This is a genomic window from Nucisporomicrobium flavum, assembly GCF_016464385.1.
Lineage (GTDB): Bacteria > Actinomycetota > Actinomycetes > Mycobacteriales > Micromonosporaceae > Actinoplanes > Actinoplanes flavus_A.
On sequence record NZ_JADMLH010000020.1, the window covers coordinates 136,573 to 148,432 of the forward strand.

Below are 11,860 nucleotides of genomic sequence, written 5' to 3' on the forward strand. Positions count from 1 at the left end.
GCCAGGAAGGGACCCATCGATGACCTCCAAGTGCCCCGTGCACAACCTGGACTCCCCGTACGACGAGGAGTGGTTCGCCGACCCGTACCCGACGTACGAGCGGCTGCACGAGGAAGGCCCCATCCACCGGGTGTGCCTGCCCGACGGCTCACCGATCTGGCTGATCACCCGGTACGACGAGGCCAGCGAGGCGCTCAAGGACCGCCGGCTGGTGCGCAACCGCCGGTACGCCGACTCGGACTACACCAACGAGATGCTCCCGGAGATCGTCCGGTCCGGGAACCTGCACATGGAGGACGGGCCGCTGCACACCCGGCTGCGCCGCTTCATGAACTTCGCGTTCACCCCGAAGCGGATGGCGGACCTGGTGCCCCGGATCCAGCAGGTGGTGGGCGACCTGCTGGACGAGATCGAACGCAAGGGCGGCGGCGACATCATGTCGGACCTCGCCGCGCCGCTGCCGATCACCATGACCGCGGACATCCTCGGCGTGCCGGACACCTCCCGGGCGGACTTCCGAGCCTGGAGCGACGCGATGCTCGGCAAGGACCCGGCCGCGGCGCGGGTGGCCGCCGGCAAACTCCTCGCGTTCGTGGAGGAGCTCATCGAGTTCAAGAAGAAGGAGCCCGCCGACGACCTCATCTCCTACTGGATCAGCGCCCGCGACAACGAGGGGCAGCCGCTGACCGACCAGGAGATGATCGGCATGACCTTCTTCCTGCTCCTGGGCGGGTACGACACCACGGTCGGGCAGATCGGCGCCTCGGTGCTGGCCCTGATCAACAACCCGGAGAAGGCGCAGGAGATGCGCGACAACCCCGACATCATCCCGGCCGCGGTCGAGGAGCTGATGCGGTGGGACGGCTCGACGCACAGCGGCATCCGCCGGTTCGCGATCGAGGACATGACCATCGGTGGCGCCGACATCAAGGCGGGCCAGCAGGTCATCATCTCGCTGGGCGCGGCCAACCGGGACCCCGAGCGCTTCGAGTGCCCGGCCGAGATCCGGCTGGACCGGCCGGACAACCAGCAGCTCGGCTTCGGCCGCGGACCGCACCACTGCCCCGGCAAGGAGCTGGCCCGCAACGAGCTGCGGATCGCGCTGGGCGAGGTCGTCCGGCGGTTCCCGAACATCAAGTGCGCCGTACCCCAGGAGGAGCTCGACTGGCGGCCGTCGTGGCTGATCCGCGTCCCGCGGCAGTTCCCGGTGACCGTGTGAACGCAGTGAACCTTTTTCAACCTGACATCGAGCCCGACAGCGCCGCGCCGTCGACCGGCGGCGGCCGGGGACGGCCCCGCCACGTTGAAAAAAGTTCAGTGACCCACGCCGCCGGGTCCGTCATCGGGCCCGGCGGCGCCCACGCCACCGACCCCGGGCTGCTGGCCGCCGTGCTGCGGCCGTACCGGGAGAACTGCAAGTATCTGCAGTCGGCGGAGGTGACCGCCGCCGGCAACCCGGCCGACGGCGGCCGGGTGACGGCACGCTGCACCTTCGTGATCCCGGAGTCGTGCTACATCGACGACACCGGTCACTTCAACTCGGTCGAGTTCAACATCTGCTACAACCAGATGCTCTATTACACGGTCGCCAAGACGGTCCAGGAGCGGCTGGCGCAGCCCTTCGCCCGGTGGACGATGGACGACTACTGGAGCCGGCAGCTCGCCGACTTCCTCATCACCGACTTCCGCAGCTCGTTCAAGCGCGCGATGAGCGGCCGCTTCTTCCACGGCGCTCTGGAGATCACGGACATCGCGGAGTGGGCGGGCAGCGACCTGCGCGACGCGCTCGTCGTGCTGCGAACCACCTGCCGCTACTGGGACGAGCGGGGTGGCGCCTCGGCCGGCGAGGTCCGGGTGGCGATCACCAACCCGCCCGCGGCCGCCGAGGACACGAGGACATGACTTCTGCACCGACCGCATTCGCCGCCGAGCTGAGCCGGATCCCCGTGAGCGCGCGCCGCGCCGCCCTCCAGGAGGCCGTGACCGCGGAGTTCCGCACCGCCCTGCTGATGACGCCGGACGAGGCGCTGCCCGCCGACGCCAACTACTTCGAGCTGGGGCTCACCTCGCTGCGGGTCACCGAGATCAAGCAGAACCTCGAGGAGAAGCTCGGATGCGAGGTGGACGCCGCCGTCCTCTTCGCCAGCCCCACCGTCGCCGACCTCACGGACAACCTGGTCGCGGCCCTGCCCGGGCTCTTCCCGCCGGTCGCGGCGCCACCACCCGGCCCGTCGACCGCCGACCGCAAGCCCCTTGTCGACAGCCTGTTGAAGGACCTGTTCGAAGCATGAGCAGCAGCCGGGAGGAGACCACCATGCCCGCGCCCGACTCCGAACTCCTGCGCGAGCTTCTGCTCGAGAAGTACGAGCCCATCGCCGTCGTCGGCATCGGACTGCGGTTCCCGGGCGGGAACCGTACGCCGGACGGCTTCGCCGAGTTCCTGCGCGCCGGCGGCTCCGGGATCGGACCCGTGCCGGCCGACCGGTGGGACGTCGACCGGTTCGCCTCGGCCGAGGGCGGCAAGGGCCGGATCCGGGCGGCCGGCGGCGGTTTCCTCGACGACGTGGACCAGTTCGACCCGCGGTTCTTCGGGATCTCGCCGAAGGAGGCGCAGTACCTCGACCCGCAGGCCCGGCTGATGCTCGAGACCTCGTGGGAGGCGCTGGAGCACGCCGGCCTCGACCCCGCCCGGCTGCGCCGCTCCGACGGCGGCGTGTACGTGGGCGTCAGCTGCGTCGACTACTCGCTGGAGGTCGAGGCGCTCGAGTACCCGGAGCTGGACGCGTACGTCGGCACCGGTACGGCGCACAGCGCGATCCCCGGCCGGGTCTCGTACTTCCTCGGCTGGCGCGGGCCCAGCATGGCGATCGACACCGCCTGTTCCTCGTCGCTGGTCGCCCTCCACCTGGCCGTCGAGGGGCTGCGCCGCAAGGAGTGCTCCATCGCCCTGTGCGCCGGCGTCAACGCGATGCACCACCCGCGCAACCACATCGTGTTCAGCCAGGCCGGCATGCTGTCGCCGGACGGCCACTGCAAGACGTTCGACGACAGCGCCGACGGTTACAGCCGCAGCGAGGGTTGCGGCGTCATCGTGCTCAAGCGCTACTCCGACGCCAAGCGCGACGGCGACCACATCCTCGCGCTGGTCCGCGGCACGGCGGTCCGGCAGGACGGCGAGAGCGGTGGCCTCACCGTGCCGAACGGGTCGGCCCAGGACGCCGTCATGCGCGCCGCCCTGCAGGGGGCGATGCTCGAGCCCGCCGACGTCCAGTACGTCGAGGCCCACGGCACCGGCACCTCGCTCGGCGACCCCATCGAGGTGGGCGCGATCCGCTCGGTCTTCTCGGAGTCGCACTCCGCCGAGCGCCCGGTCGTCATCGGGTCGCTCAAGGGCAACATCGGGCACATGGAGTCCGCCGCGGGGATCGGCGGCGTGATCAAGACCGTGCTCCAGCTGCAGCACGCCGAGGTGTTCCCGCACATCGGCATGCAGTCGCCGTCGCGGCACATCCCCTGGGAGGCGTACCCGGTGTCGGTGCCGCTGACCGGGCGGCCGTGGGAGGGCGACGTCCGGCGAGCGCTGGTGAACTCGTTCGGCTTCGCGGGCACCATCTCCTCCGTCGTGCTGGAGCAGGCCCCGGCCCGGCCCGACGCCGCCCCGGCCGACGCGGACGACGCCGGGGAGCCGCGCATCCTCGCCGTGTCCGCGCGTACCGAGGAAGCCCTGCAGCGCCAGCTCGCCCGGTACGGCGATTTCCTCGCCGCGCACCCCGACGTGCGGGTGTCCGACTTCTGCTACACCGCCGCGGTGTGCCGTGCCGACTTCCCGGTGCGTACGGCCGTGGTGGTCCGCTCCACCGACGAGCTCACCGCCGCCCTCGCCGCACCCAAGCCGCCGGCCACCGAGGCCGGTCCGTCGGCGGTGGCCATGCTATTCACCGGCCAGGGCGCCCAGTACGCCGGCATGGGCCGGGCCCTCTACCGCCGCCACCCGGTGTTCCGGCGCCACGTCGACGAGTGCGACCGGCTGTTCGCCGAGCACCTCGGCGAGTCCATCCGCAACCTGATGTTCGGTGACGACGCCGAGCGGCTCAACGAGACCAGGTACACCCAGCCCGCCCTGTTCACCGTCGAGTACGCGACGGCGATGCTCTGGCGGTCGTTCGGCGTCCAGCCGGACATCCTCATGGGACACAGCATCGGCGAGGTCGTCGCCGCCACCGTGGCAGGGCTGTTCACGCTCGCCGATGCGGTCCGGCTGGTGTCGGTACGGGCCCGGCTCATGCAGTCGGTCTCCGCGCCGGGGTCCATGATCGCCGTGTCCGCGCCCGCCGAGGAGCTGCGCCCGCTGATCGACGGCCTGCCCGACGTCAGCTTCGCGGCGTTCAACGCGCCCGGGCAGTGCGTGGTGTCCGGCGGCCGCGCCGCGCTGGAGACGGTCGCCGAAACCCTCACCGGCCGGGGCGTACGCGTCAACCGCCTCGCGGTCTCGCACGCCTTCCACTCGCCGCTGATGCATGAGGTGACCGAGGCGTTCCGGCGCGAGATGGCCGGGCTGCGCTTCGGCGAGATCACCGTACCGTTCATCTCGAACCTGACCGGCGAGCCCGCGGACCCGGCGGTGGTCGGCACGGTCGACTACTGGGTGCGCCACATCGCCGAGCCGGTCGACTTCGCCGCCGGCATGCGGGCCGTCGAGGCCCGCGGCGACCACGTCTTCCTCGAGGTGGGCCCGGCGCCCACGCTGATCGGGCTCGGGCGCCGGTGCGTGCAGCCCGGTGCCGGGCACCGCTGGCTCGCGAGCATGCGGTCGAGCGACCCGGACGGCGCGATCCTGCTGCAGTCGGTGGCGGAGGCGTACGCCGGAGGGCTGGCCGTCGACTGGGCCGGTGTCTTCGCGGGCGGTCCGGGCCGGCGCGTCGACCTGCCCACGTACCCCTTCGACCGCCGCCGCTACTGGCTGCCGGTCAAGGGCGAGCGGCACGACCGGGCCGGTGCCGTGGAGCCGTCCGCCGTCCGCCACCCGCTGCTGGGCGACGAGATCACCACGCCGGAGCAGGCGGCGGCCGGCCTCCGCGAGTTCCGCACCCGGATCGGGCCCGACCAGCCCGCGTGGCTCGCCGACCACGTCGTCATGGACCAGGTCGTGTTCCCAGCGGCCGGCTACGTCGAGGCCATCCTGGCATTGCAGGACGCCGTGCACGGCGAGACCGCCCGGCCGCTGCGCGACATCGAGATCCTCGAGCCGCTGCTGCTCTCGGCGGACCGCCGCACCGAGGTCCGGGTGCGGCTGCGCACGGCACCCGGCGGTGCCGGCACGGTGGAGATCATCAGCGTCGACGGGGCCGGGGACACGGCGATCGAGCGTACGCACGCCCGCGGCGGGATCGCTGCCGATGCCGAGGGGTCCGCCGAGCTGCAGTCCCTGGGTGACGAGCTCGGCGCGGTGGCGGCCCAGCCACCGCTCGACGAGCGGGCCGGCGCGGAGCTCTACCCCGAATGGGCCGACGTCGGCCTGATGTACGGCCCGCAGTTCCAGCGCATCCGCAAGCTCTCCCGCGTCGCCCCGGGTGCCGCGGTCTCGGAGGTCCGCGGACGCGTCACCGGCGCCGTCGAGCTGCTGCCGCCGGAGCTGCTGGACAACGTCATCCAGACCCTCGGCGGCGTGATCGACGACGGCCGCACGTACCTGCCGGTGCGCTTCGGCCGGCTGCGCTTGTTCAAGAAGCCGAAGGGCGAGACGCTGCGCGCGGTCGTCCGCCGCACCGGTGCCGAGCCCGGCGCGTCCGGCGATTTCCGCGCCGACCTCATGCTGCTCGACGGCGACCGCCCGGTGGTCGTGGTCGAGGGGCTCGGATTCCGCCAGGTCGCCCAGACCGGCGACCGGGCCCGGCGGATGTTCCACCGCCCGCGCTGGCTCAAGCGCGCGCTGGTACGCCGCGCCGACGCGGGCGAGCGCAGGCTTATCGTCGTCAACCGGGACCCGGAGGCGGCCCATGCCCTCGGCGTCCGCGCCGCGGCGACCGGCATGGAGCTGGTGTTCGCGCCCGACGCCGCCGCTGTGGGCCGGCTGCTCGACGACGGACCGGCGGACGTGTGCTGGGTGTGGCGCCCGCTCGCCGGCGACGCCGAGGACCGGCTGCGAGCCGAGAACGAACAGAACTACCGGGAGCTCCTCGCGCTCGTCGGCGCCCTCGAGGGCCGCAGCGTCCGGCTCTTCCTGGTCACCGAGGCGGCGCAGCACCTGCCCGGAGACGGGACCGAGGCGACGGCGGAGCACCTGCCGGCGAGCACGCTGTGGGGCTTCGGGCTGTCGCTGTGGTCGGAGTATCCGGCGTACCGCGTCACGCTCGTCGACCTGCGCTCGCTCGAGGAGGACGCCGGCGCGCTGCTCGACGAGGTGGCCGCGGCCGAGGACGAATACCAGGTGGCGTACCGCGACTCCGGGCGGCACGTGCGGCGGCTGCTGCCGTACGCGCCCGGGCCCGGCGACACCGGCAACGCCGAGCTGACCGTGAAGGAGTACGGCAGCTTCGGCGGCCTCGGCCTCACCCCGGTGCCGGACGTGGCGCCCACGGGCGACGAGATCGAGGTGCGGGTCCGGGCCGCCGGGCTCAACTTCAAGGACGTCCTCAACGCGCTCGGCATGCTCAAGCAGTACGCCGACGAGACCGGGGTGCCGTACGTGCCCCTGCCGCTGGGCTTCGAGGGCGCCGGCACGGTCGTCGCCGCCGGCCCGCAGGCGAGCTTCGCGGTCGGTGACGACGTGGTGCTGAGCCACATCGGGTCCATGCGCCGCCGGGTGACGGTCGCGTCTGCCTCCGCCGTGCGCATGCCCGCGTCCATCTCGTACGCCGAGGCGGCAGGCTTGCCGACCGCGTACATCACGGCGCACTACGCGCTGCACCGGCTGGCCGGGATGAAGCGCGGCGACCGGGTGCTCATCCACGCCGCGGCCGGTGGCGTGGGGCAGGCGGCCGTCCAGCTGGCGAAGGCGGCCGGCGCGGAAGTGTTCGCCACGGCGAGCCCGCACAAGCACGCGCTGCTCCGCGAGCAGGGCGTGGCGCACGTGCTGAACTCGCGCACCCTCGACTTCTCGGCGCAGGTGCTGGAGCTCACCGGCGGCGCGGGCGTCGACATCGTCCTGAACAGCCTCAACAAGGATTACATCGACGCCGGCATGCGCGCCCTGGGTCGCGGCGGGCGATTCGTGGAGCTGGGCAAGATCGGGGTGTGGTCCGCCGAGCGGGCGGCCGCGGAACGCCCCGACGTCGCGTACCACAACTTCGACCTCAGCGAGTTTCCCGAGGAGGAGCTGCGCCGGATCAACAACGAGATCCTGCGGGAGGTCGTCGACGGCATCGACGCGGGGAGCCTCGCGGCGCTGCGGACCACCGAGTACACCCTCGACGAGATCGAGGAGGCGTTCGGCGTGCTCAGCCGGGGCGCCAACGTCGGCAAGCTGGTGCTGTCCCTGGAGTCCGAGCCGGCGGAGGCCCCGGTGGTGATCCGGCCGGACCGCACGTACCTGATCACGGGTGGCCTCGGCGCGCTCGGCGTGCTCGCCGGGCACAAGCTGGCCGAGCTGGGCGCCCGGCACGTGGCGCTGGTGAGTCGGCGCGCGGTCGGCGACGAGCAGCTGGCCGACGTGCGGTCGCGGATCGGCCGGGACGTGGACGTCCGGGTGCACCGCGCCGACGTGGCCGTCGCCGCCGACGTGCGGGAGCTTGTCGCCGAGCTGGCCGGGGGGGAGTTCCCCCTCGGTGGCGTGCTGCACGCCGCCGGTGTGCTGGCCGACGGTCCCATCGCGAAGATGTCCTGGCCCGACCTGGACACGGTGTTCGGCCCGAAGGTGTACGGCACCTGGCACCTCCACGAGGCGGTCGCCGAAGTGCCGACGCTCGACTTCTTCGTCGGGTACTCGTCCGTCGCGTCGGTCATCGGCGCGGTGGGCCAGGCCAACTACGCGGCCGGCAACGCGTACGTGGACGCCCTGATGACCTGGCGGGCCGCGGCGGGACGGCCCGGCACCGCGCTGAACTGGGGGCCGTGGGCCGAGGTCGGCATGGCGGCGGAGCTCGACGAGCGGCTCGTGCGCAACCTCGAGGCCCAGGGCACCCGCTTCATCCGGCCCCGGCGCGGCACGGCGGCGCTCGCGACGATGCTCGCCGGGCCGGTGCCGCAGGCGGTCGTCGGCGAGTTCGACTGGGACAAGCTGGCCGGCGGGCGCGCCGCCAACCCGCTGTACCAGCGGCTGGCCCGGCGCCGGCAGGACACCGCCGCGGAACTCGACCTGCCCGGCCTGCTGGCCCTGCCCCGGTCCGAGCGGCGAACGGCGGTGAGCCGGCTGATCCGCGGGCACGTCGCCGCGGCGCTGCACTTCGACGGCCCCGACGACGTCCCGGCGGACGCGAAGTTCATCGAGGTCGGCCTGGACTCGCTGGGCGCGGTCGAGCTGAAGAACTTCCTGGAGTCGTCGCTGCGGGTGGCGCTGCCCACCAGCCTGGCCTTCGACTATCCGTCGATCGGGCTGCTCACCGAGCACCTCGAGCAGCAGCTCGGTGGCGCCGACATGTCCGCCGGGCCGGCCGGGCCCGAGGAGCCGCAGGCGGTCGCCGACATGTCCGCCGACGCGGTCGCCGCCGAGCTCGCGGCGCTGAAGGACCTCTGAGCGTGAAGGAGCACATCGAGTACCTGGAGACGCTGACCCGCGAGCAGCTCCTGCTGATGGCGGCCCGGCAGCACGCCGAGGAGCACCAGGGCATCGCCGTGGCGGGGATGGCCTGCCGGTTCCCCGGCGGCATCAACGATCCCGCGGCGTTCTGGGCGGCCCTGCGCGACGAGCGGGTGGTGCCGGCCGAACCACGCCGGCCACCGTCGCGGTGGAACACCGGCGCGCCGGACCTCGAACCGTACGCCGAGGTCCTGGGGCGTGGCGTGCACATCGAGGGCGTGGACCTGTTCGACCCGGAACGCTTCGGCCTCGGCGAGGAGGAAGCCCGGCACATGGATCCGCAGCAGCGCCTGCTGCTCGCCTGCGCCGACCAGGCCCTGGCGGACGCCGGTGCGCCGGACACCTACGGGCTGCGGGTCGGGGTGTACGCGGGCGTCAGCGCGCTGGAGTATCCGTACGCCCACCTGCGCAACGGGGTGCGGCCGGAGGACCTGTCGCCGTACATGGGTACGGGGGCCGCGCTCAGTGCCACGGCCGCGCGGATCGCCACCGGTCTGCGGCTCAACGGTCCGGTGCTCACTGTGGACACCGCGTGCGCCTCCGCGCTGACCGCCGTACACCTCGCGGTTCCTGCTTTGCGGCGCGGCGAGTGCGACCTCGCCGTCGTCGGGGCGTGCCACCTGCAGCTCGCCCCGTTCACCAGCGCCGTGTTCGACCTCGCCGGCATGCTCTCGCCGACCGGGCGCAGCCGGCCGTTCGCCGAGGACGCCGACGGGCACGTCCGCGGCGAGGGCTGCGGGATCCTGGTGCTCAAACGGCTCAGGGACGTCCAGCCGGGCGAGCCGCGGCCGTACGCGGTCATCCGCGGCACCGCGCTCTGGCAGCAGGGGGACCGTCCCGCGATGACGGCGACCCCGGTGGCCGCCCAGCGGCGGGTGATGGAGCAGGCGCTTCGGGCAGCCAAGGTGGATCCGGCCGACGTGCGGTACGTCGAGGCGCAGGCCAACGGCTCCAAGCTGGGCGGCGTCATCGAGGCGGAGAGCACGGCGGCGGCGTACGGGCGCGGCCGCCCCGGCGCGGAGACCCTGTACCTGGGCTCCTGCAAGGCCAACCTCGGCTACCTGGAGACCGCCTCCGGCGCCGCGAGCCTGATGAAGGTGGCGCTGGCGCTGAGCCACGGTGAGATCCCGGCGCAGCCCGACTTCGGCCGGCCCGACCCGGACATCGCCTGGGACCGGCTCTCGATCGACGTGCCCCGCAAGCTGATGGCCTGGCCGGAGTCCGCCCGCCGGGTCGCCGGGGTGAGCTCGTTCGGGTTCACCGGCACCAACGCGCACGTCCTCATGGAAGCCGTCGCGGGGGCACCGCCGCGGGACGGCACCCCGTCCGGTCCGCTCACCGGGCGCCGGCTCTGGCCGGACACGCACGTCTGGTCATGACCCGCCCCAGGCAAGGAGTTCGCCCGATGTCGTTGTACTTCCCGCAGCTCCGTACGCTGCAGCAGTCGATCGCCTTCCACGCCGCCGAGCGTCCCGACCATCCGGCGGTGCTCTGCGAGGACCGGAGCATCACCTACGGCGACCTGCATCGCCGGAGCAACCGTACGGCCCACGGCCTGCGCGCGCAGGGTCTGGCCGCCGGCGCCCGGGTGGCCTTCCTGGGTAAGGAGTCGGAGCACTACTACGACGTCCTGTTCGGCTGCGCGAAGGCCGGCGCGGTGCTGGTCCCGATCAACTGGCGGCTCACGCCCGTGGAGGTACGCCACATCCTGGCCGACTCCGGCACGGCGGTGCTGTTCGTCGAGGACGAGTTCCTGCCGGCGGCCGAGAAGGTCGTCGCCGAGCTGGAGCGGGCGCCGGTCATCGTCGCGCTCGACGGCCCGGACGGCCCGGGGACGGGGTTGCCGGCCTGGCAGCGCGGGTTCCCGGACACCGGCGTCGACGAGGGCGGCGGGTGGGACGACCCGGTCGCCCAGCTCTACACCAGCGGCACCACGGGCCTGCCCAAGGGTGTGGTGCTCGCGCATCGCAGCTTCTTCGCCGTCCGCGACGCGATGGAGTCGCAGGGCCTGGAGTGGATCGACCTGCGCCCCGGCGACGTCAGCCTGATCGGCATCCCGGGCTTCCACGTCGGCGGCATCTGGTGGGCGACGCAGGGCTTCAACGCCGGCGTCACCATCGTGTCGATGCGGATGTTCGTCGGCGCCACGGCGGTGGACCTGATCCGCGACGCCGGCATCACCATCGCCTGCGTGGTGCCCGCGATGCTGCAGATGATGCTCAGCGAGCCGCGTGCCACCCCGGCCCACTTCGCCAGCCTCCGCAAGGTCGTGTACGGCGGGTCGCCCATCTCGGAGACGCTCCTGCAGCAGTGCATCGACGAGATCGGGTGCGAGTTCGCCCAGATCTACGGGCTGACCGAGACCGGGAACACGGCGGTCTGCCTCCCGCCGGCCGAGCACGTGACGGGCAGTCCGCGGCTGCAGGCGGCGGGACGCCCGTACCCGGGGATCGAGATCAAGGTCATCGACTCCGCCGGCGAGCTCCTGCCCGCTCGCGAGGTCGGGGAGATCTGCATCCGTACGCCCGCGGTCATGCTGGAGTACTGGGGGCTGCGGGAGGCGACCGCGTCGACCCTTGTGGACGGATGGGTGCACACCGGCGACGCCGGCTACCTCGACGAGGAGGGCTTCGTCTTCGTCTGCGACCGGATCAAGGACACCGTGATCGTGGCGGGGGAGAACGTCTACCCCGCCGAGATCGAGAGCGCGCTCGCCAAACACCCCGCCGTGGCCGAGGCCGCGGTGGTCGGCATCCCGCACGAGAAGTGGGGCGAGGCGGTGCACGCGTTCGTGGTGTTCCGCCCGGGGCGTACGGCGCGGCCGCGAGAGCTGATGCTCTTCCTGCGCGACGAGATCGCCGACTTCAAGGTGCCCACGTCGTACGACGTCATCGACTCGCTGCCGCGCAACCCCAGCGGCAAGATCCTGCGGCGCAGCTTGCGCGATCGGTTCTGGGCCGGAAGGGTCCGACAGGTCAACTGACCGAGAAGTCCACCAAGGAGTTTCAATGACCATGTCAAGCCGCGTTCGCGGTGAGCGGTGGTGAGGGATGGAACTCACGGCCGTCGCGCAGCAGGGCCCAAATAACGTCGATCAGGCGGCGGGCCAGGGCGATCACCGCTTGG

Annotated in this window: 6 protein-coding genes; all 6 read left to right on the plus strand. The window is 72.6% G+C overall.

Annotation, left to right across the window (positions count from 1 at the left end):
• Positions 1-19: 19 nt before the first annotated feature.
• A complete protein-coding gene (locus tag IT780_RS34450; RefSeq protein ID WP_199516019.1) occupies positions 20-1,219 on the plus strand; it encodes a cytochrome P450 family protein in 1,200 nt (399 codons plus the stop codon).
• 98 nt (positions 1,220-1,317) lie between these two features.
• Positions 1,318-1,902, plus strand: a complete 585-nt coding sequence (locus IT780_RS34455) for an FcoT family thioesterase (RefSeq protein ID WP_307831524.1) — start codon at positions 1,318-1,320, stop codon at positions 1,900-1,902.
• Positions 1,899-2,291, plus strand: coding sequence for an acyl carrier protein (locus IT780_RS34460; RefSeq protein ID WP_199516020.1), 393 nt, complete (start codon positions 1,899-1,901; stop codon positions 2,289-2,291). Before IT780_RS34455 ends, IT780_RS34460 begins: the two co-directional genes overlap by 4 nt.
• The gene (locus IT780_RS34465) at positions 2,288-8,671 is read left to right on the plus strand and encodes a type I polyketide synthase (RefSeq protein WP_233413959.1); all 6,384 of its coding nucleotides are present in this window, start codon (positions 2,288-2,290) and stop codon (positions 8,669-8,671) included. Before IT780_RS34460 ends, IT780_RS34465 begins: the two co-directional genes overlap by 4 nt.
• Before the next feature lie 2 nt (positions 8,672-8,673).
• Positions 8,674-10,113 carry a beta-ketoacyl [acyl carrier protein] synthase domain-containing protein gene (locus tag IT780_RS34470; RefSeq protein ID WP_199516021.1) on the plus strand — a complete coding sequence of 480 codons (1,440 nt, stop codon included), beginning with the start codon at positions 8,674-8,676 and terminating at the stop codon, positions 10,111-10,113.
• A 26-nt stretch (positions 10,114-10,139) separates the two neighbouring features.
• The gene (locus tag IT780_RS34475; protein WP_199516022.1) at positions 10,140-11,717 is read left to right on the plus strand and encodes a fatty acid--CoA ligase; all 1,578 of its coding nucleotides are present in this window, start codon (positions 10,140-10,142) and stop codon (positions 11,715-11,717) included.
• The last annotated feature ends 143 nt before the right edge of the window (positions 11,718-11,860 follow it).

Excerpts from the sequence above, each read along its gene's own strand:
- IT780_RS34475 (WP_199516022.1), top strand. The coding sequence starts at position 10,140 with ATGTCGTTGTACTTCCCGCAGCTCCGTACGCTGCAGCAGTCGATCGCC.
- IT780_RS34460 (WP_199516020.1), top strand. The coding sequence starts at position 1,899 with ATGACTTCTGCACCGACCGCATTCGCCGCCGAGCTGAGCCGGATCCCC.
- IT780_RS34465 (WP_233413959.1), top strand. The coding sequence starts at position 2,288 with ATGAGCAGCAGCCGGGAGGAGACCACCATGCCCGCGCCCGACTCCGAA.
- IT780_RS34450 (WP_199516019.1), top strand. The coding sequence starts at position 20 with ATGACCTCCAAGTGCCCCGTGCACAACCTGGACTCCCCGTACGACGAG.